The 20,395-nt window shown below is 66.0% G+C and carries 15 protein-coding genes and 1 pseudogene; 4 read left to right on the top strand and 12 right to left on the bottom strand.

Features of this window, described 5'->3' with window-relative positions; genetic code table 11:
* From BLR29_RS23280 to mdtD, 3 genes and pseudogenes are all read left to right on the top strand, one after another.
* Nucleotides 1–385, top strand: a pseudogene (locus BLR29_RS23280) (bifunctional UDP-4-keto-pentose/UDP-xylose synthase); the annotation flags it as partial.
* 118 nt (nucleotides 386–503) lie between these two features.
* A complete protein-coding gene (locus tag BLR29_RS23285) occupies nucleotides 504–2,690 on the top strand; it encodes a TonB-dependent receptor family protein (RefSeq protein ID WP_369804691.1) in 2,187 nt (728 codons plus the stop codon).
* Between the two features lie 111 nt (nucleotides 2,691–2,801).
* Nucleotides 2,802–4,223: a multidrug transporter subunit MdtD gene (gene mdtD, locus BLR29_RS23290; RefSeq protein WP_092140085.1), complete on the top strand. Its 1,422-nt coding sequence runs from the start codon at nucleotides 2,802–2,804 to the stop codon at nucleotides 4,221–4,223.
* 72 nt (nucleotides 4,224–4,295) lie between these two features.
* Here mdtD and BLR29_RS23295 read toward each other — a convergent pair whose 3' ends face one another.
* From BLR29_RS23295 to BLR29_RS23345, 11 genes are all read right to left on the bottom strand, one after another.
* The gene (locus BLR29_RS23295) at nucleotides 4,296–5,264 is read right to left on the bottom strand and encodes a threo-3-hydroxy-L-aspartate ammonia-lyase (protein ID WP_092140086.1); all 969 of its coding nucleotides are present in this window, start codon (nucleotides 5,262–5,264) and stop codon (nucleotides 4,296–4,298) included.
* Nucleotides 5,265–5,303: 39 nt separating this feature from the next.
* Nucleotides 5,304–6,275: an ornithine cyclodeaminase family protein gene (locus BLR29_RS23300; protein ID WP_092140087.1), complete on the bottom strand. Its 972-nt coding sequence runs from the start codon at nucleotides 6,273–6,275 to the stop codon at nucleotides 5,304–5,306.
* A complete protein-coding gene (locus BLR29_RS23305; protein ID WP_092140088.1) occupies nucleotides 6,265–6,891 on the bottom strand; it encodes a helix-turn-helix transcriptional regulator in 627 nt (208 codons plus the stop codon). Before BLR29_RS23305 ends, BLR29_RS23300 begins: the two co-directional genes overlap by 11 nt.
* A gap of 201 nt (nucleotides 6,892–7,092) precedes the next feature.
* A complete protein-coding gene (locus BLR29_RS23310) occupies nucleotides 7,093–8,019 on the bottom strand; it encodes a LysR family transcriptional regulator (protein WP_092140093.1) in 927 nt (308 codons plus the stop codon).
* A 41-nt stretch (nucleotides 8,020–8,060) separates the two neighbouring features.
* Nucleotides 8,061–9,044 (bottom strand): aldo/keto reductase, encoded by a 984-nt coding sequence (locus BLR29_RS23315; protein ID WP_092140371.1) that lies wholly within the window; start codon nucleotides 9,042–9,044, stop codon nucleotides 8,061–8,063.
* Nucleotides 9,045–9,321: 277 nt separating this feature from the next.
* On the bottom strand, nucleotides 9,322–12,060 hold the full coding sequence (locus tag BLR29_RS23320) for a nitrate reductase (protein ID WP_092140101.1): 2,739 nt from the start codon (nucleotides 12,058–12,060) through the stop codon (nucleotides 9,322–9,324).
* 36 nt (nucleotides 12,061–12,096) lie between these two features.
* A complete protein-coding gene (locus BLR29_RS23325) occupies nucleotides 12,097–13,338 on the bottom strand; it encodes an NAD(P)/FAD-dependent oxidoreductase (protein ID WP_092140103.1) in 1,242 nt (413 codons plus the stop codon).
* A 47-nt stretch (nucleotides 13,339–13,385) separates the two neighbouring features.
* Entirely contained in the window at nucleotides 13,386–13,769 is a 384-nt protein-coding gene (gene nirD / locus BLR29_RS23330) for a nitrite reductase small subunit NirD (protein WP_092140104.1), read from the bottom strand.
* Between the two features lie 16 nt (nucleotides 13,770–13,785).
* Nucleotides 13,786–16,347 (bottom strand): nitrite reductase large subunit NirB, encoded by a 2,562-nt coding sequence (gene nirB / locus BLR29_RS23335; RefSeq protein WP_092140106.1) that lies wholly within the window; start codon nucleotides 16,345–16,347, stop codon nucleotides 13,786–13,788.
* Between the two features lie 51 nt (nucleotides 16,348–16,398).
* Complete coding sequence (locus BLR29_RS23340) at nucleotides 16,399–17,712, bottom strand: MFS transporter (protein WP_092140110.1); 1,314 nt, start codon at nucleotides 17,710–17,712, stop codon at nucleotides 16,399–16,401.
* A gap of 466 nt (nucleotides 17,713–18,178) precedes the next feature.
* Nucleotides 18,179–18,715 (bottom strand): winged helix-turn-helix transcriptional regulator, encoded by a 537-nt coding sequence (locus BLR29_RS23345; protein ID WP_092140111.1) that lies wholly within the window; start codon nucleotides 18,713–18,715, stop codon nucleotides 18,179–18,181.
* 91 nt (nucleotides 18,716–18,806) lie between these two features.
* Here BLR29_RS23345 and BLR29_RS23350 point away from each other — a divergent pair, with 91 nt between their 5' ends.
* A complete protein-coding gene (locus BLR29_RS23350; protein ID WP_092140112.1) occupies nucleotides 18,807–19,421 on the top strand; it encodes a GNAT family N-acetyltransferase in 615 nt (204 codons plus the stop codon).
* 30 nt (nucleotides 19,422–19,451) lie between these two features.
* Here BLR29_RS23350 and BLR29_RS23355 read toward each other — a convergent pair whose 3' ends face one another.
* Nucleotides 19,452–20,327 carry an EamA family transporter gene (locus BLR29_RS23355; protein WP_255371394.1) on the bottom strand — a complete coding sequence of 292 codons (876 nt, stop codon included), beginning with the start codon at nucleotides 20,325–20,327 and terminating at the stop codon, nucleotides 19,452–19,454.
* Between the last annotated feature and the right edge of the window lie 68 nt (nucleotides 20,328–20,395).

Genomic DNA, 20,395 nt, shown 5'->3' on the forward strand with positions numbered 1-20,395 from the left:
TGCCGATATCTCGGATGGCATCGCGGCGCTGATGCAGATCATCGAGAACAAGGACGGCGTGGCCAGCGGCAAGATCTTCAACATCGGCAACCCGAGCAACATCCACTCGGTGCGCGAGCTGGCGGAGATGATGCTGAAGATGGCGGCGGACTATCCGGAGTACGCCGAGGAAGCGCAAAAGACGAAGATCGTGGAAACGTCGTCGGGCGAGTTCTACGGCAAGGGCTACCAGGACGTGCAGCACCGCGTGCCGAAGATCGACAACACGATCGAGGAACTGGGCTGGAAGCCGCAGGTGACGATGGAGCAGGCGCTGCGCCGCATCTTCGAGGCTTACCGCGACAAGGTGGTGGACGCCCGCACGCTGGTCGACGCCGACAACTGAGCCCGCGACCGGCTCATCCCCTCCGGTTTGCCGGCGGTCACGCCGGCGCGTCTGCGGGTAGACTATGCCTCGCGCGCCACCCAGCGCGCGAGGTGTCTACTCATCGGAACGCGCCCCCATGCACGCCACCGGCAGGCCCTGCTACCCAGACCGATCGACAGGACGGGAACCCACCCGCTCCCCGCAAGCCTCCCCCCGGCGCCGCGGCCCGACAGCCGCCGGGCGCATCGTCCCTTCCGCCCTCGCCAGCGCCTTTGGCGTTCTCTTCACCGTTTCAGCCCCGGCCCAGCCGCAGCCCGCCGACGACGCGACCTTGCCCGACGTGGTGGTCAGCGCCAGCCGCAGCGAGCAGCGCCGCTTTGATGCGCCGGCCGCCGTCGACAGCATTCCGGTCGATCCCTTCACGGCTACATCGCCGCTGGTCAGCCTGTCCGAGTTGACGCTGACCGTGCCCGGTATTGCGGTGCGGGATCGGCAAAACTATTCCCAGGATCTCCAGATCGCGGTGCGCGGTTTTGGCAGCCGCTCCACCTTTGGCGTGCGCGGGGTCCGGCTGTTTGTCGATGGCATTCCCGCCACGATGCCGGACGGGCAGGGCCAGGCATCCACGTTCGACCTGGCCAACGCGAGCCGCGTGGAGGTGCTGCGCGGTCCGTTTGCGCAGATGTATGGCAATGCGTCGGGCGGCGTGGTGCAGGTGTTCACGCCCGATCCGCCCAAGTCCGGCTACACGGGGCGGGCGTCGACGGGCTTCGGCTCCGACGGCCAGTGGCAGGCTGGCGTATCGCTGGCGGGCGGCAACGACAAGCTTGGCGGCACGCTGGACGCGTGGACCTACCAGACCGATGGTTATCGCGACCACAGTGCCGCGCGCCGCTACCAGCTCAACGCGAAGATCGTGGCCCAGCCGACCACGGCAACGAAGATCACCGGCCAGTTCAACTACTTCAACCAGCCGCTGGCCGAGGACCCGCTCGGGCTGACGCGTGCGCAGGCCGAGGCCAATCCGCGCCAGGCCGTGCCCGCCGCCACGCAGTTCAACACCGGCAAGGAGGTCGAGCAGACCCAGGCCGGCGTGCTGGTGGAGCATCAGCTGACCGATCAGGACAGCCTGAATTTCCGGCTATACGGCGGCGGGCGGCAGCTTACGCAGCGGCTGGGGTTCAGTGGCGCCGCTCCGAGTTCGGCGGGTGGGATCGTCGACCTGGACCGGACCTACGGGGGCGGCGCGTTGTCGTGGACGCGCAAGATGACGGCGAATGGCCTGCCGCTGCAATGGACCGCGGGGATCGAGGCCAACGGCATGCGTGATGGCCGCCACGGCTATGTCAACGACAACGGCCAGCAGGGCGCGCTGCGGCGCGACGAGACCGACGAGGCCGCCGACTACGGTGCCTTTGCGCAATTCAACTGGTCCGTCCACCCGGCCTGGGAACTGGTCGGCGGGTTGCGCGCGAGCATGGTCCGGCTGCGGATCGATGACCACTTCGTGACGCCGGCCAGCCCGGACGACAGCGGCACCTCCACCTATCACAATGTCAGTCCGGTGCTTGGCGTGGTCTGGCACGCGCACGACACCGTCAATGTCTACGCCAACCTTGGCCGAGGTTTCGAATCGCCGACGCTGACCGAAGTGGCCTACGGCCCCGGCGGGGTGGGATCGAATCTTGGCCTGCAGGCGTCCACCAGCCGGCAGGGCGAGATCGGCGTCAAGTGGCAAGCGGGCGGGCAACGGCTGGAGGCGGCGCTGTTCGATGCCGATAGCCACAGCGAGATCGTGCCGCTTTCCAACGACAACGGCCGGACCGTCTACCAGAACGTGAACGGCGTGCGGCGGCGCGGGCTGGAGCTGGGCTGGCACGGCGTGTTCGGCGCGGCACAGCGGCTGGCGGCGGGGCTGGCCTACACCTACCTCGATGCCTACTTTGGTGAAGCATTCGTCAACGCGCAGGGCGCCCCGGTGGCGGCCGGCAACCGGCTGCCCGGCACCGCGCGGCACAGCTTTGGCGCCGAGGTGACCTACCGGCCGTGGGGCCAGTGGATGGTCGGCGTGGAAGCCAAGGCCGACAGCAAGGTCTACGCGGACGATCTCAATACCCAGGCGGCGCCCGGTTACTTCATCGTCAACCTGAAAACGGGCTACACATTCAAGGTGGGCGTCACGCAGCTATACGTCTTCGGCCGCATCGACAACGTGGCTGACCGGCATTACATCGGATCGGTGATTGTCAACGAGGCCAACGGGCGGTATTTCGAGCCCGCGCCGGGGCGCCGGTTCTTCGTGGGCTTGCGGGCCGCGATGTAGAGGCCCCCGCGTTGCCCGGCCATTCCGACCCGATCCCGCCCTGTGACCGACTTGCCATCCGCGCGTGCCCGGCCTAAGGTGGCGGTTTCCTCCGGTACCGCAGACACCGTCATGTCCTCGTCCATGCCCCGCGACCCCAAGCTGCGCATCATGCTGTGGGTGGTCGCCGTCGGCTTCTTCATGCAGACGCTCGATTCGACGATCGTCAACACCGCCTTGCCCTCCATGGCGCGCAGCCTCGGCGAAAGCCCGCTGCGCATGCAGTCTGTGATCATCGCCTATTCGCTGACGATGGCCGTGATCATCCCGGCCTCCGGCTGGCTGGCGGACCGCTTCGGCACCCGCACGATTTTCCAGACCGCGATTGGCCTGTTCGTGCTTGGGTCGCTGTTATGCGCATGGGCGCCGACGCTGCCATTCCTGACAGCCGCGCGCGTGGTGCAGGGTGTGGGCGGGGCGATGCTGTTGCCGGTGGGTCGCCTCTCCGTGCTGCGCACATTCCCGCGCGAGCAATATCTGCAAGCGCTGAGTTTCGTCGCCATCCCCGGCATGATCGGCCCGCTGATCGGCCCGACGCTCGGCGGCTGGCTGACGCAGACCTTCTCGTGGCACTGGATCTTCCTGATCAACGTGCCGGTGGGCATCGTCGGCGCGCTCGCCACCATCCGCTACATGCCCAATTCGCGCCTGCCGGGCATGGGGCGGTTCGATCTCGGCGGCTATGCGCTGCTGGCGACGGCCATGGTGACATTGTCGTTTTCGCTCGACGGGCTGGCGGAGATGGGCTTCCAGCACGCCACGGTGCTGATGCTGCTGATCGGCAGCATGGCCGCGCTGACCGCGTATGTGCTCCACGCCAACAAGCGCCGCCAGCCGCTTTTCTCGCTGAAGCTGTTCCGGATCCATGCCTTCAGCGTGGGCCTGCTCGGCAACCTGTTCGCACGGATCGGCAACGGCGCCATGCCGTTCCTGATCCCGCTGACGCTGCAGGTGAGCCTGGGGTATTCGCCGTTCGACGCCGGCCTGATGATGTTGCCCGTGACCGCCGCGGGCATGGCCTCCAAGCGGCTGGCCACGAGCCTGATCGAGCGCTACGGCTATCGGCGCGTGCTGGTGGGCAACACGTTTGCCGTGGGGCTGGTGATGGCATCGTTCGCGCTGATCGCGCCCGGTCGTCCGCTGGCGCTGACGCTGGTCCAGCTGGCGATCTTCGGCATGGTGAATTCGATCCAGTTCACGGCGATGAATACGGTGACGCTGAAGGATCTGACGGGAAGCAACGCCAGCAGCGGCAACAGCATGCTGTCGATGGTGCAGATGCTGTCGATGAGCCTGGCGGTGACGAGCGCCGGGGCGCTGCTAACCACGTTCCAGTCCGGCATCGGGTCACACCAGATGGACGTCCTGCCCGCGTTTCACGCCACGTTCATCTGCGTGGGGCTGATCACGTCGGCCTCGGCGTGGATCTTCATGCAGCTCGAAGCCGAGCGGGCCACGGAAGCGCCTCGCGCGCAGCCGTCGGAGGAAGTGTAGGCCGGGCAGGTGCGGCGGCTATTTTCCCCGCTCTCCCATGCATTGCGAGAGCGGAGAAAACCGTGAGGCCTTTTACCTCGCCATCAGCTCGCAGAACCACGCGATATCGACATTGCCGCCGCTGATGATCACGCCGACGCGCTTGCCCTTGAGCGCGTCCTTCATCTGCATCGCGGCGGCCAGGCCCAGGGCGCCGGTCGGTTCCACGATCATCTTCATGCGCTCGGCGAAGAAGCGCATCGCTGTCACGAGCTGCGCGTCCGTTGCGGTGAGGATGTCGGTGACATCGCGCTTGATGATGCCGAACGTGTAGTTGCCCAGGTGCTGCGTCTGCGCGCCGTCGGCGATCGTCTTCGGCGTGTCCATATGGACGATCGAGCCGCTGCGCAACGATTGCTGGCCGTCATTGCCGGCCTCGGGCTCGACGCCATAGAGCTTGCATTGCGGGGCCAGCGCACGCGTGGTCAGCGCGGTGCCCGAGAGCAGGCCGCCACCGCCGAGCGGCACGAACAGCGCGTCGAGCGCGCCCACTTCCTCGAACAGTTCCTTCGCGGCGGTGCCCTGGCCGCTCAGCACGTCCGGGTGGTCGTACGGCGGGATCAGCGTCATGCCGTGCTGTTCGGCCAATGAGCGGCCGATGGCTTCGCGATCTTCCTTGTAGCGGTCATAGATCACCACGTTGGCGCCGTAGCCCTTGGTGGCCGCCACCTTGGCAGCCGGCGCGTCGTGCGGCATCACGATGGTGGCCGGCATGCCCAGCAGCTTCGCGGAGAGTGCGATGCCTTGTGCATGGTTGCCCGAAGAGAACGCGACCACGCCGCCCTTGCGCTGCTCAGGCGTGAACTTCGACAAGGCATTGAAAGCGCCGCGGAACTTGAAGGCGCCCATGCGCTGGAAGTTCTCGCATTTGATGAAGACTTCGGCGCCGAGCATGTCGTTGAGCGTGCGCGAGGTGTTCACCGGGGTGCGATTGGCATAGCCTTCAAGGCGCTTGGCGGCGGCTTCGACGTCGGCGTAGGTGGGCAGTTGCAAGGTCGTCATGGCAAGAGGGCAGGTGGAGAGAGGAGGGATTCGATCGGATTACCACGGCCAGGCCAGGCGCGTGCCCGCGCCGTCGGCGATGGCCCGTTCGTGGAGAAAGCGGGCGACGGTCAGGTCCTGCAGCGCCAGGCCGGTCATGTCGAAAACGGTAATGTCCGTGGGCTGGCGATCGATCGCCGCCCGGGCCGTCAACAGGTCGCCGATCTCGGTGCAGGGCAGTTCCGGCGCCCACTGGCATTCGCCGATCCGGCGCGCCTGTTCGCGGTCGTCGACAAAGACTTTCGCGCGCGCCAGCAGTCCCTGAGGCAGCTCGCGCTTGCCGTCGGTATCGGCGCCCACGCAGTTCAGGTGCGTGCCGGGCTGCACGGCTTGCGCGTCAAACAACGGGCCACCGCCCGGGGTGGCGGTAATGATGACGTCGCTGTCCGCGACGGCCGCATTGCGGTCGGTGGCCAGCGCAATCTCGCACTGGCCGCTGAATGCGGCTTCGAACTCCGGATGGCGGACACCCTGCGAGCTGACATAGCGCACGAGCTTCAGTGCGGGCAGCATCCGCAAGGCATAGGCTACCTGGATGCGCGCCTGCACACCGGTGCCGAACACGCAGAGTCGCGCGCTGTCGGGACGTGCCAGTTCCGCGAGCCCGACGCCACCGGCCGCGCCGGTACGCGCGGTGGTGATGGCGTTGCCATCGAGGATGCAGACCGGTCGGCCCGTGGCCGGGTCCACCAGCATGATCGTGGCCTGATGCGTGTCCCCGCCAAGGGTGCGATTGCCGGGCCAGAAACCGGCGGCCTTGAAGCCGAGGAGATTCTGCTTGCCGACATCGCCGGCCTTGATGCCGAAGACACCGCCCGTGGCCAGCTTCTCGCGGATCACGGGAAACACGCGGCCTTCGCGATGACTATGCAGCACGAAGGCCTCGCGCACGGCGGCGAGTACGTCATCGGGTTGGAGCGCCGCTTCCACGGCGTGTTTGTCGAGCAGCAGGAGTTGGGCGTCAGCGGGCATAGCTGTAGACCGATGCGCGCGACACACCGAGATGTGCCGCGACGGTTTCCATGGCGCGTCGCACATCAAGCAGGCCGGATGCCTTCAGCTCGCCGAGCAAGGCTCGCCGGTCCTCGGTCTTGAGTGAGCGCGGGGTGGTGGCCAGCCGGGCGGCAAATTCATCGATGCGCGCCCGGATGGCGTCGGTGCCGGCGGGGTCGAGCGTTTCCCTCGGTCCCTCGGTGGCGGTTTGCACAAACTGCCCCATTGCCACCTGCAGGCTGCGGAACAGCGTCAGATCCACATTCATGCACAACGCGGCGATATAGCGGCCGCTGCTGTCCTTGATGCCGATCGACGTGCTCTTGGCCTGCCGGCCATCGGCAAACTGGTTGGCGTAGTTGGTGAGGATCTGAGGGAAGTCCGGATCGGTGATGCGCGCCTGCCCGATCTCGGTGGTGGGTTCCCCTACGGCACGGCCCGACAGGTTGTTGTGGATGGCGAGAATCGACTGCTCGGGTTCCAGCAGGTCGTGCACCACGACCTCGCAGAATGGCGCAAACGTCTGGCCGAGTCCGTCGGCAATCTGGTTGATCTGTTCGAGCAGGAGGCGCTGTTCAGCGGTCCGTTGTGGCATGGGATCTGACATGCAGGAGAAAGGCGTTTGAGCATTTTGTAAATAAATAGACAAAATGTCAAGGTGGGCGAGGAGGGCGAAATTCTCCCTCAGTGTCCTGCCTGTGCTGGTGTCGGCACACCAGCTCCCGTCATGTTGAGTTTCGTGCTGACATCGAAACTTCTTCGATGGCACCGCCTGGTCGAATGGGCGCTATGTATCCTATGTGTCGCAGTTCGGGTTCTGCGCGATCTTGCCATCTCCTGTCTCCCGCATCGCCTCCACGAACAAGGCGAAGGCCGGTGACGTCAACCGGTGGCTCGCGTAATAGAGGTGATATCCGGAGATCGGTTGACTCCAGTCCTCCAGAACACGAATCAGATGACCTGTGGCGACGTATTCGTCTGCGACTGATTCCGGGAGGTAGGCCAGTCCATGTCCCGCCAGCGCGGCATGCAAGACCATCGGGCTCAAGTTAAATACGCATTGCCCATTCACTTGCACTGACAACGCGTGCCCGTCTTTCTGGAATTCCCACGGCATCAGGCCGCCGTATGTGGGAAAGCGAAGATTGATGCAGTTGTGCTGCGCAAGGTCTTTCGGAGTGACCGGCTGCTGACGCGCACTGAAATACCTGGGCGAACCGACTACCGCCATTCGGCTGTCTCGACTGATACGCACGGCAACCATGTCTTTCGCCACGCGCTCGCCCAGACGAACCCCCGCGTCATACCGCTCCGCGACGATATCGATCAGGCGGTGCTCAACGTTGACTTCGACGTGAATATCCGGGTAGTCGCGCAGAAAGCCCTCGAGTTTGGGCCAGATGATCGCTTCGGCGGCGTGAAACGGTGCCGAGATCCGGATCGTTCCCGCGGGTTTATCCCGCAGGACGGACAACGCCGCAATCTCCGATTCGATGTCCTGAAAGCTCGGACTGATCCGACCGAGCAATCGCTCGCCGGCCGCTGTTGGGGTAACGCTTCGCGTGGTGCGGGTCAAGAGACGCACTCCCAGACGCGCCTCCAGTCCCCGCACCGTTTGGCTGAGCGCGGACTGAGACACGCCTAGTTGCGCGGCGGCCTTGGTGAAGCTGCCTTCACGTGCAACGATGAGAAAGGCGAAAATGTCATTGAAGTTCTCCCGCATCGCTCGCCCCTTATGACATTCGCCAGGCGCATCACCGTGGCCTATCGGTTGACCATTTTCTGACCTTGGGCCGAGTATCGGTCACCATGGACCGTCACGCGAGAGACCGCGTCCTCGATATCGCGCAGATCATCGACGCTCAACTCAATATTCGCGGCAGCGTTGTTTTCCTCGATGCGATGCAATTTCGTGGTGCCCGGAATGGGCACGATCCACGGCCGTTGCGCCAGCAGCCAGGACAATGCGATTTGCGCCGGCGTCACGCCCTTGCGCGATGCAATGGGTGCAAGCATATCGACCAATGCCCGATTGGCCTTGCGGGCTTCCGGAGCAAAGCGCGGCACGGTATTGCGAAAATCGCTCGCGTCGAACTGCGTGTGCTCGTTAATGGCCCCCGTCAGAAAGCCTTTGCCGAGTGGACTGAAGGGGACAAAGCCGATTCCGAGCTCTTCCAGAGTCGGCAGGATCTCCGCTTCCGGCTCGCGCCACCACAGCGAATACTCGCTCTGCAGCGCCGCGACCGGCTGGACGGCGTGGGCGCGGCGGATAGCTTGTGCGCCGGCCTCGGACAGTCCGAAATGCTTGACCTTTCCTTCGCGGATCAATTGGTTCACGGTGCCGGCGACATCCTCGATGGGCACCTGCGGGTCCACCCGGTGTTGATAGAACAGATCGATCCGATCGGTGTTCAGACGCTTGAGCGCCGCGTCTGCGACCTCGCGAATGCGTTCCGGACGGCTGTCGAGTCCGGCCTTCGGATTGCCATCACGGAAGCCGAACTTTGTGGCGATGACGACCTGGTCCCGAAACGGCGCTACGGCTTCACCGAGCACTTTTTCGTTGACGAACGGGCCGTATGCTTCCGCGCTATCGAAAAAGGTGACACCTTGCTCGAACGCCGATTGAATCAACTTGATCGCCTCGGCGCGTTCCGTCGGCGGCCCGTAGGCAAAGCTCAGCCCCATGCAGCCGAATCCGATGGCGGAGACTTCCAGTCCGCTCTTTCCAAGTTGTCGTGTTTGCATCATCCATCTCCAAGGCAAAGGTACTTCGCAGACGGCCGTCCCCACGGCTGCCTATGCGGATGCGAACTGTACCTGCCAGACGATGTGCTGATTAGACCGGTAAAACTGGATGAACCTATTAGCCTGGCTTATTAATCGCGACGCGGATTTCCCGGGAAACCACTGTCTGCTCCCGGCAATTCTTGGAAGAACCAAAAAAAAGCCCGGCAGCCATTCGCTGGCTGCCGGGCTTTTCACATCCGGTGTGACTGCAGATGCAGGCTTGCGACTGAGTCGCTTAAGCCACTTCCGCCACCCGAATCTCCACCAGCAGTTTCTTCAACTCCGGCACGCACGATCCGCAGTTGCCGCCGGCTTTCACGCACGCCGTGATCTCCGCCGGGGTCTTGAGGTCGTGCTCGCGCACGGCGTCGCAGATCGTGTTGCGGCCCACGCCAAAGCAGGAGCAGACGGTGGGACCGGCGTCGGCGCCTTTCTCCATCGGCTGGCCGAGCAGCAGGCCGATGCGGTCGCTGTCTTCCAGGCGGCCCTGGCTGAATAGCTGCGACAGCCAGGCGCGCGAGGGCAGGTCCGTGCGGGTGGAGACGAATACGCAGGCCACCAGCCTGTCGTCGACCACGTAGCCCGCGTGATAGACGCCCGCGGTGCGGTCTTCGTATTCGAGCCAGTCGGCGTCGGCATCGTGCACGCCCAGCAGTTCGCGTGCCCATGCCGAGCGATCGGCGATGACCTCGCGGCCCGCGAATTCGTAGCGCTGGAACTGCTTGCCCTGGACGCGCGTCCAGTACGTCAGGGCGTCGGCGGGCAGGTCGTTGCGGCTCAGCACAAAGCCGTGCCACGACACGCGGAACTCCTCCACGCGGACGGGGGTGTGCTTGAACTCGGGTTCGCCGGAAACCGGATCGACCGCCGGGTTCACCAGCGCGCCGACGCGCGCGTCGGAGCTGAACTGGCCGTTCCAGTGAATGGGCACGAACACGCTGCCGCGCGGAATGCCGCCGCCAAATCGCACGCGGGCGACCATCGCCCCCCAGCGGCTGCTGATGCGGGCGAGCTTGCCTTCGCCCACGCCGCAGAGCAGCGCGTCTTGCGGGTGCATGTCGACGAACGGCTCGGGCAGATGGTCCGACAGTCGCGCGGCCTTGCCGGTGCGCGTCATGGTGTGCCACTGGTCACGCACGCGGCCGGTGTTGAGGATCAGCGGAAAGTCATCGTCGGCAGCATTGGCCGGCGCACGCGGGGCGGTCGCGATAAAGCGCGCGCGGCCGTCCGGATGCGCGTAGCGTCCGTCCAGGAACAGGCGCTGCGTGCCTTCGGGCGTGGCCGGACGGACGGGCCACTGGACCGGTTCCAGCCCGTCATACGCATCCTTGCCGAGGCCGGCCAGGCCGCTGATGTCGAACGCACGCGGCGCGTGACCTTCGGTGTCATCGCCATTGCGCCATGCGCTCAGGCGTGCGTGTTCGTCGAAGATTTCGTGCTGGCCGGCGTAGTCGAAGCCGTCAAAGCCCATGCGGCGCGCCACGTCGCACAGGATCGCCCAGTCGGCGCGGGCCTCGCCCGGTGCCGGCAGGAAAGCGCGCTGCCGCGAGATCCGGCGCTCCGTGTTGGTGACCGTGCCGTCCTTCTCGCCCCAGCCCAGCGCCGGCAGCAGGATGTGGGCGGCATCGTTGGTGTCGGTGCGCGTGACGATGTCCGAGGTCACCACCAGTTCGCACCTGGCCAGCGCCCGGCGAGCCTGATCGGCGTCGGGCAGGCTGACCACCGGATTGGTGGCGATGACCCACACGGCCTTGACCTTGCCCTGCTCGATGGCTTCGAACAGATCCACGGCCTTCAGGCCCGGCTTGTCGGCCATTGCCGGCGATTGCCAGAAGTCCTGCACGATATCGCGATGGACCGGATTGGCCAGTTCCATGTGCGCGGCCAGCATGTTGGCCAGGCCGCCGACTTCGCGTCCGCCCATGGCGTTGGGCTGCCCGGTCAGCGAGAACGGGCCCATGCCCGGCTTGCCGATGCGGCCCGTGAGCAGGTGGCAGTTGATGATGCTGTTGACCTTGTCGGTGCCCGACGAGGACTGGTTCACACCCATCGAGAACGCCGTCACGGCGCGCGGCGTGGCGGCAAACAGTGCGTAGAAGGCCTGCACGTCCTGCGGATCGAGCTTGCAGTCGCGGGCGATGGCGGCGATGTCCGCGCCGCCGGCTTCGGCCACGGCAAGGGTCTCTTCCATGCCCGCGGTATGGGCGGCCACGAATGCAGTGTCGACAGCGCCTTCGCGCGCCAGGTAGCTGAGCAGGCCATTGAACAGCCGCACGTCGGTGCCGGCGCGCAGCGGCAGATGCAGGTCCGCCAGTTCGCAGGTGGCGGTGCGGCGCGGATCGATCGCGACGATCTTCATCTCGGGCCGCGCTTCCTTGGCGCGCGTCAGGCGCTGGAACAGGATCGGGTGGCACCACGCGGTGTTGGAGCCCACCAGCACCACCAGGTCCGCCTGCTCGAGGTCCTCGTAGCTGCACGGGACGAGGTCTTCGCCAAACGCACGCTTGTGGCCGGCCACCGCCGACGACATGCACAGGCGCGAGTTGGTATCGATATTGGCCGTGCCGATGAAGCCCTTCATCAGCTTGTTGGCGATGTAGTAGTCCTCGGTCAGGATCTGGCCGGACACGTACAACGCCACGGCGTCGGGGCCGTGCTTCGCGATGATGTCCGTGAAGCCGGCGGCCACCTTGTCGAGGGCGTCATCCCAGCTCACGCGGTGCAACTGGCCGTCGGCGTCGCGCACCTGTGGGTGCAGCAGGCGGCCGTTCAGATCGACGGTTTCCCCAAGGGCAGACCCCTTGACGCAGAGCCGGCCGAAGTTCGATGCGTGGTCGGCGTCGCCGCTGACCTCGACCTGGCCGTCCGCGCGCACGGTGGCGCGCACGCCGCAGCCGACGCCGCAGTAGGGGCAGGTCGTCGCGGTCGTCTTGGTGGGGGTGGCGGATACCACCGCAATATCGGACAGGTTCACGGAATTCTCTCGGTCGGTGGCGGCTCGACGGATCGGTCAGGCCGCCAGGGCCTCACATTGCGCCTTGCCAAACAGCAGGCGCTGGCGTAGCGCGGCGATGGGCTTGCCCGTCTGGATCAGGTCGAAGTACCACGGGCCGTCCTGCACATCGCCATACAGCACCGCGCCGACCAGCCGGCCGCCCTGCAGCACCAGCCGCTTGTAGACGCCACGGCGCGGATCGCGCAGGACCAGATCCTCGCTGTCTTCGCTGCCGATGAAATCCCCGGCGGAATACAGGTCGACCCCAGTTACCTTGAGCTTCGTGGCAGTGGCCTGCTGTATGTAGCGGCGATGGCCCGCACCAGCGAGGTGCGCCGCGCAGACCCGCGCCTGATCCCAGATCGGGGCCACCAGGCCGAAGGTGGCCTGGCGATGCTGCACGCATTCGCCCACGGCGTAGATGCGCGGATCGAAGGTCTGGAGCGTGTCGTCGACGACGATCGCGCGCTCGCAACGCAGGCCGGCGCCGGCGGCCAGTTCGATATTGGGGCGCACACCGGCGGTCATCACGACCAGGTCCGCCGGAATCTGGCTGCCGTCCTTGAACAGCACGCCGGTCACGCGGTCTTCGCCGAGCAGGCCGGCGGTCTGCGCACCCAGCAGGAAGCGCAGGCCCTTGCGTTCCAGCGCCACCTTCAAGAGGGCGGCGGCGGGCTTGTCGAGCTGGCGCTCCATCAGGCTGTCGGCCAGGTGTACCACGGTGACGTCCATGCCCTGGCGCAGCAGGCCGTTGGCGGCTTCCAGGCCCAGCAGGCCGCCGCCGATCACTACCGCGTGGCGATGGTTGCGCGCCGCGTGCAGCATCGTCTCCACGTCCTGGATGTCCCGGAACGCGATCACGCCGTCCAGCGTGTGGCCCGGCACCGGCAGGATGAACGGCTTGGAACCGGTGGCCAGCAGCAGGCGGTCATAGCGGACTTCCTTGCCCGAGGCGGCGCGCACGATCCGGCGCGGACGGTCGATGGCAATGACGGGGTCGCCGGCCAGCAGCTCGATGCCGTGCTGGACGTACCAGTCGCGGGTATTGAGCATGATGTCGTCGACGGTCTTTTCGCCGGCCAGCACCGGGGAGAGCAGGATGCGGTTGTAGTTGCCGTGCGGCTCGGCGCCGAACACCGTGATGTCGTACAGGTCCGGCGCCAGCTTCAGCAGTTCCTCGACCGTGCGCATGCCGGCCATGCCATTGCCGACGACGACCAGTCGGGGTTTGGCGTGGGAGGTGGCGGGGGGCGTCATGGTGTCTCCGTGTTCGCGTGGGCGAGGATCGTTTCGTGATGCGTGGGTCAGGCCGCGAGTTCTTCCTCGGCCTCGCGGTTGACCACCGTGGCGGCTACCCAGACCTTGCCGTCGTAGACGCGGGCGGCGTAGGCATCGACCGAGTTTTCCGGGGCTTCCAGGCACTCGCCGGTGCGCAGGTCGAAGTGGTGCTTGTAGATCGGCGAGGCCACCACGATGCGGTCGCCGAGGTTGCCGACCAGGCCGCGCGAGAGCACGGAGGCCTGCGAGTTCGGATCGAAATTGGCGATGGCGTAGACGTCTTCGCCGCGGCCGAGGCGGAAGACCGCCACTTGCGTCATGTCGACCAGTGCACAGACACCAGTATTGGGCACGATATCGCGCAAGGTGCAGATGGCGGTCCAGGTTTCGGGATGGTGGGCTTGGCTCATCACGTTCTCCATTGAATCAGGCTGCTTTTGCGGGCACGGCAACCACGGGGATGTGGCTCAGGCGGGAACGCTGCAAGTTTCGTTCCTCCGGCGTGGCGGGGCGGATCTGACCGCGCTCCTCCAGGAACACCAGGTTGTCGTCGCGCAGGTCGCTGTTGACGAAGTGGCGGAAGCGCTTGCGGGTTTCCGGGTCGGTGACGGCCTTCTTCCACTCGTCCTCGTAGGTATCCACCACGTGCTGCATTTCGGCTTCCAGCTCGGCGCCCACGCCCAGTTTGTCGTCGATCACCACCGACTTCAGGTAGTCCAGGCCGCCTTCGAGGTTGTCGCGCCACGTGCTGGTGCGTTGCAGGCGGTCGGCGGTGCGGATGTAGAACATCAGGAAGCGGTCGATGTAGCGGATCAGCGTGTCGTGGTCCAGATCGCCGGCCAGCAGTTCGGCGTGGCGCGGCTTCATGCCGCCGTTGCCACAGACGTAGAGGTTCCAGCCCTTTTCCGTGGCGATGATGCCGACGTCCTTGCCTTGTGCCTCCGCGCATTCGCGCGTGCAGCCGGAGACGCCGAACTTGATCTTGTGGGGCGCGCGCAGGCCCTTGTAGCGGTTCTCGATCTCGATGGCCAGGCCGACCGAATCGTCCACGCCGTAGCGGCACCACGTGGAGCCGACGCAGGACTTCACCGTCCGCAGCGACTTGCCGTACGCATGGCCGGACTCGAAGCCCGCCGCGATCAGTTCTTCCCAGATCATCGGCAGTTCCTCCAGCCGTGCGCCGAACATGTCAACGCGCGCGCCGCCGGTGATCTTGGTGTACAGGCCGTACTTCTTGGCGACCTGGCCCACGGCGATCAGGCCGTCGGGCGTGACTTCGCCGCCCGGCATGCGCGGCACCACGGAGTAGGTGCCGTCCTTCTGGATATTGGCCAGGAAGTAGTCGTTGGAGTCCTGCAGGCTGGCGTGGTCTTCCTGGAGCACGAATTCGTTCCAGCACGAGGCCAGGATGCTGCCGACGGTCGGCTTGCAGATGTCGCAGCCCATGCCGTTGCCGTGCGCGGCCAGCAGGTCTTCGAACGTCTTGAACTTGCCCACGCGCACCAGGTGATAGAGCTCCTGGCGCGAGTACGGGAAGTGCTCGCAAAGGTGGTTGTTCACCGCCATCCCTTGCTTCTTCATCTCGGCCTTCATGATCTGCGTGACCAGCGGCACGCAGCCGCCGCAGGCGGTGCCGGCCTTGGTGCACGACTTGAGCGCGCCGATGCTGGTCGCGCCATCGCCCACCGCCGCGCAGATCTGGCCCTTGCTGACGTTGTTGCACGAGCAGATCTGGGCGGTGTCGGGCAGTGCGTCGGCACCCAGTGCCGGGCGGGCCTTGCCGTCCGAGGACGGCAGGATCAGGAATTCCGGCGATTCCGGCAGCTCGATCCGGTTGAGCATCATCTGCAGCAGCGTGCCGTATTCGGCGGCATCGCCGACCAGCACGCCGCCCAGCAGGTATTTGCCGCAGTCGGACACCACCAGCTTCTTGTAGACCTGCTTGCGCTCGTCGGTGAACTGGTATGAGCGGCTGCCGGGCACATTGCCATGCGGGTCGCCGATGCTGGCCACGTCGACGCCCATCAGCTTGAGCTTGGTGCTCATGTCGGCGCCGTTGAACTCGGCGGCGTCGCCGCGCAGATGGCGGGCGGCCACGCGGGCCATGTCGTAGCCGGGGGCGACGAGGCCGTAGATCTTGCCTTGCCACAGCGCGCATTCGCCGATGGCGTAGATGTGCGGATCGGACGTCAGGCAGTTGTTGTCCACGGCCACGCCGCCGCGCTCGCCAATCGTCAGGCCGCTGGCGCGCGCCAGTTCGTCACGCGGACGGATGCCGGCGGAGAACACGATCATGTCCGTGTCCAGGTGCGTGCCGTCCGTGAAATTCATGCGATGGGTACCGTCGGTGCCATCGACGATTTCGACGGTGTTCTTGCCGGTGTGGGCCATCACGCCGAGCGCCTCGATCTTCTGGCGCAGCATGCGGCCGCCGCCTTCGTCGACCTGCACCGCCATCAGGCGCGGCGCGAATTCGACCACATGGGTCTCCAGGCCCATGTCGCGCAGCGCCTTGGCGCATTCCAGCCCCAGCAGGCCGCCGCCGATCACCACGCCGGTGCGGGCGCGCGCGCCGCATTCCTGCATCGCTTCCAGGTCTTCGATCGTGCGGTAGACAAAGGTGTCCTTGCGGTCCTTGCCGGGCAGCGGCGGCACGAACGGATAGGAGCCAGTGGCGAGGATCAGCTTGTCGTACGGCAGCGTCTCGCCGGTGGAGGTGGTCACCGTCTTCGCGGCGGTGTCGATGGCCGAGGCCTTGGCATTGAGGCGCAGCAGCATGTTGTTGTGCTGCTCGAAGAACCCCGCCGGCACCAGCGACAGGTCTTCGGCGGACTTGCCGGCGAAAAATTCGGACAGGTGAACGCGGTCGTAGGCGGGGCGCGGTTCCTCGCACAGCACCGTCACTTCGAGGTCCTGCGCGCCGGCTTCGGCCAGGCATTCCAGGAACTTGTGGCCGACCATGCCGTGCCCGACGATGATGATCTTCATGGTGCTTTCCTTGTCCGGTCTTTCGGGGGTGTTTCTAGTTGTCAGGGGAAATCAGTTGGCCAGCGCGCTGTCGTACAGCGCTTGCTCGCGGGCCTTGTGCTCGGCGCTGAAGCGCACGGCGATGGCGCACAGGGCGGCCACGGTGGCGGCCACGCCCAGGTAGGTCAGCGTCATCCGCAGGTCGCCCAGGCCCTTCATCAGGAAGCCGGCCGCTACCGCGCCCACGTTGCCGCCGGCGCCGATGATCCCGGCCACGCCGCCCAGCGCCTTGCGATCGATGAACGGCACCAGCGCGTAGGTGGCGCCGCAGGCCATGTGCGTGAACAGGCCGAACAGCAGCATCGCGACGATGGCCAGCGTTACGCTGCTGGCTTGCGCGAACCACAGCAGGCCCAGCCCTTCGCCGAGGATGAAAACGAACAGCACCATCGAGCGGGCGTCCAGGCCGCGGCGGCGGGCCACGCGGTCGGAGACATAGCCGCCCAGGGCGCGGGCAAACAGGGCCAGCAGGCCGAAGCTCGCGGCGGCCAGGCCGGCGGCCGACAGCGACAGGCCGAAGCGATCGACATAGAAGGTGGCGGCCACGTTGTGGATGAAGATCTCCACGCCGAAGCAGGCGCCGTAGGTAATGAACAGCATCCAGACGCGGTAGTTGGCGCTGGCGGCGCGGAAGCTGGCCCAGCCGCCACCACCCTTGCCGCCGCTCACGGCGATGCCGCGGGCGCGCAGGTCGGAGAAGTTGCCTTCCGGGCAGTCTTGCGTATAGCGCCAGTAGACGACGGCCATGATCAGCATCAGCACGCCCGGCACGATCAGCGCGAGGCGCCAGCCGAGGGCGTGATCCACGCCGATCATCAGGATGGCGCCCAGCAGCAGCGGCATGGCGGCTTGCGCGGCACCACCGCCGGCATTGCCCCAGCCGGCGGACGCCGCGTTGGCCGTGCCGACCACGTTGGGGGCGAACATCACCGAGGTGTGGTACTGCGTGATGACGAAGCTCGCGCCGACCGCACCGATCAGCAGGCGGAAGAACAGGAAGGTTTCATAGTTCTGCGCCATCGCCACGCCCAGCACCGGCAGGGCACCGATGGCCAGCAGGCCGGTGTAGGTCTTGCGCGGGCCGAAGCGGTCGCACATGGGGCCGATCACCAGGCGCACCAGGATCGTCACCGCCACGGCTGCGATGTTGATGTTGGCAATCTGGCCCGGCGTCAGGCCGAACTCGCCCTTGAGCACCGGCATCAGCGGCGCGCAGGCGAACCACGCGAAGAAACAGACGAAGAACGCCATCCAGGTCAGGTGGAAGGCGCGCATCTGCGGGGTCTTCAGACTCAGCAGGTCGATCCGTGTGGCTTTTCCGTTCATCCTCGTGCTCCGAAAAACAAAAGGCGTCCCGAGAGGCTGGCAAGGAGGGGCCAGTTCTGGGGACGCCGTTGTCCTGACGACAGCTACATGAGATAGCCGTCGTGCTGTGTGGGGTGGGCGGATCGCCGTTGACCGGCCCGCGCTTTATATCGCAAGCGGTGTGCCAGGTCTGGAGGTGGCGGCAAGGGCGCCTGAAACGGGGATTTTTTGTGGAAAAGCGGTGCTTGCTGCACGTTTATGCATCATGGTGCGGCGCCAGCTTGGGGCGGCCGCACGGCAATGGTGCAGTGCAATGACGCTGCGCAGTGCGCGGGGTTTGCGTCGACGGCGCGTGGCGAATCAGGACGACGGATGCGTCGACAGCGTGTTGCCGCTAGTCAGGCAGGGGTGTGGGAATGCGTTGCGGTTGGTAAGGCGGGGGAGCGAGGCGCGGCAAGTGATGCGGGCCGCATGGTCTGCCGGGGCGCTACTGGCCCCCGTGTCCGCCGTGGCTGTCGGCGGTGGCCGGGGTATCGGTCTGCGTGTCTGGTTGGCCGGCAGGTCGCGCGGCGGGCATGGGGACGGCGAGGAGCCGCATATCGGACGGTGCGACCGGATCGCCCGCCTCATCCACGAGGGCCGCGCGCACCTTGAGCCCGCTCACCTTGGAGCGGACCTCGGCGGGGCCGCAGCCCACGCCAGACAAATGGGCATCGCCCCATTGCATCAGGCCGACGAGGACCGGCAGCAATTCGACCGCCGCGCGGGTGGGGTGGTACTCGAAGCGCTCGCGCTCGCCCGGTTCCTTATAGCTGACGCGACGGAGCACGCCGGCCTCGGTCAGCGTCTTGAGCCGCGCCGACAGCACGGCCGGCGAGCACTGCAGACGCTGGAGGAACTCGTCGAAGCGACGTACACCGGAAAACACATCGCGCAAGACGAGAATCGTCCACTTCTCGCCGAGCAAGGCGAGTGCGGCAGCGATGGAGCATTGGCTGAGATCGACGGGTGGCGTGGTCGGCATGGTGATTCCAGCATAGCAGGCTAACTTCATTTGAAAAAGTCAGGGTATCGCCTATACTCCTGGCTACAGAAAATGTAGTCAGGAGTGCGTCATGCGTGGTGCAAAGGTCGACAGCAAGGCACAAGCCTCCGTCCGCGAAGAAAGCTGGATGGTCCGTGGTGGTGCACAAGTGACGCTGCGTGCCGTTCAAGAGGGCGATGGCGCCGGGCTGCGGACCTTCATCGACGCGTTGTCGCGCGAAAGCCGCTATTTCCGCTTCCTGACCGGTGGCCGCATCGCGGACGAGACCATCCACGGATTTGTGAGCCACCATCCCGGACGCGACGTGGGGCTGGTCGTGACCGCGCAGCATCCCGCTGCGGTCGAGCCGACGATCATCGCCAGCGCAGAGTACGTGGTGGGCGACGACGGTATCGCGGAGTTTGCGGTGGTGGTGGCCGATGACTGGCAAGGCCAGGGCCTGGGTCGCCGGCTGATCCAGCGTCTTCAGCAACTGGCGCGGGCTGCCAACCTGCGCGGGATGCGCGGTGACGTGCTGGCCGAGAATCGCCGCATGCTGGCCATCATGCGTGATTGCGGCTTCTCGACCCGTCGCAACCCCGAAGACAATTTGCTGCACGAAGTCGCGCTCACGCTGGCGGACGTCAGCAAGCCGGTTGCCGCCAACGCGGCGAGGCTGCCGAGGGACTGGTTCTCCGCCGCCTGACGCCCGCCAGCTTCCAGCTACGGACTACCGTTATTCCGCCTGCTTCCGGCCTTTTGCCGTGACCGTGCAGCCGATCGACGCGACGATGATGGCGCCGACGGCCACCCACTGGATGGTGGTGAGCTGCTCGTGCAGGAACACAAGCCCGGCCAACGCCCCCATCGCGGGCTCCAGGCTGAGCAGGATGCCGAAGGTACGGCGCGGCAATCGCTTCAGCGCCACCATTTCCAGCGAATAGGGAATCGCGCTGGACATCAACCCGACCGCCAGCCCCGAAAGCAGCAACGCCGGGGTGAACATCGACGTGCCGGCGTGGGCAAATCCAAACGGAAACGTGACCAGTGCGGCCATCGTCAGGCCCAGCGACGTCGCCTGGCCCCCATGCGCATTGCCGGCCATCTGCCCGAATACGATATAGAGCGCCCAGCCGACGCCTGCCGCCAGCGCGAAGCCGATGCCGACGGGGTCCAGGTGCGTGGCGGCTTCGCCCATCGGCAATAGCAACAACAGGCCGCTCACGGCGCAGCCAATCCACAGGAAGTCGATGGCCCGGCGCGACGACAGGATCGCCACCGCCAGCGGGCCGGTGAATTCGATCGCGATGGCCAGTCCCAGCGGGATCGTGCGCAGCGACATATAGAACAGCAGGTTGGTGGCGCCGAGCGCCGCGCCGTACAGCGCGATGGCCCGCGCGTTGGCCGCCGACAGCGCGAATCGCCACGGCCGCCAGACGCAAAGCAGGATCAGCGCGGAAAACCCCACCCGCAGTGCCGTGGTGCCCTGGGCCCCGAGGGCGGCAAACAGGCTCTTGGCATACGAGGTCCCGATGCAGAGTGACGCCATCGATCCGATCAGGGCCAGAACGGCGATCAGCGTATCGCTTTGTTTGATGCGGGTAAGAGGCAAGTCGGTGTCCTGGATGCAGAGGGGGGCGGTTTGCGCCGGAGCCGCATCATGCCCGAGGGCGCCCTGCG

This window comes from Cupriavidus sp. YR651 (genome assembly GCF_900101625.1).
In the GTDB taxonomy this organism is placed as follows: domain Bacteria; phylum Pseudomonadota; class Gammaproteobacteria; order Burkholderiales; family Burkholderiaceae; genus Cupriavidus.

Excerpts from the sequence above, each read along its gene's own strand:
- BLR29_RS23300 (WP_092140087.1), bottom strand. The coding sequence starts at position 6,275 with ATGCCCGCTGACGCCCAACTCCTGCTGCTCGACAAACACGCCGTGGAA.
- BLR29_RS23325 (WP_092140103.1), bottom strand. The coding sequence starts at position 13,338 with ATGACGCCCCCCGCCACCTCCCACGCCAAACCCCGACTGGTCGTCGTC.
- BLR29_RS23345 (WP_092140111.1), bottom strand. The coding sequence starts at position 18,715 with ATGCCGACCACGCCACCCGTCGATCTCAGCCAATGCTCCATCGCTGCC.
- nirD (WP_092140104.1), bottom strand. The coding sequence starts at position 13,769 with ATGAGCCAAGCCCACCATCCCGAAACCTGGACCGCCATCTGCACCTTG.
- BLR29_RS23295 (WP_092140086.1), bottom strand. The coding sequence starts at position 5,264 with ATGACGACCTTGCAACTGCCCACCTACGCCGACGTCGAAGCCGCCGCC.
- BLR29_RS23310 (WP_092140093.1), bottom strand. The coding sequence starts at position 8,019 with ATGCGGGAGAACTTCAATGACATTTTCGCCTTTCTCATCGTTGCACGT.
- BLR29_RS23315 (WP_092140371.1), bottom strand. The coding sequence starts at position 9,044 with ATGCAAACACGACAACTTGGAAAGAGCGGACTGGAAGTCTCCGCCATC.
- BLR29_RS23305 (WP_092140088.1), bottom strand. The coding sequence starts at position 6,891 with ATGCCACAACGGACCGCTGAACAGCGCCTCCTGCTCGAACAGATCAAC.
- BLR29_RS23340 (WP_092140110.1), bottom strand. The coding sequence starts at position 17,712 with ATGAACGGAAAAGCCACACGGATCGACCTGCTGAGTCTGAAGACCCCG.
- mdtD (WP_092140085.1), top strand. The coding sequence starts at position 2,802 with ATGTCCTCGTCCATGCCCCGCGACCCCAAGCTGCGCATCATGCTGTGG.
- BLR29_RS23350 (WP_092140112.1), top strand. The coding sequence starts at position 18,807 with ATGCGTGGTGCAAAGGTCGACAGCAAGGCACAAGCCTCCGTCCGCGAA.
- nirB (WP_092140106.1), bottom strand. The coding sequence starts at position 16,347 with ATGAAGATCATCATCGTCGGGCACGGCATGGTCGGCCACAAGTTCCTG.
- BLR29_RS23285 (WP_369804691.1), top strand. The coding sequence starts at position 504 with ATGCACGCCACCGGCAGGCCCTGCTACCCAGACCGATCGACAGGACGG.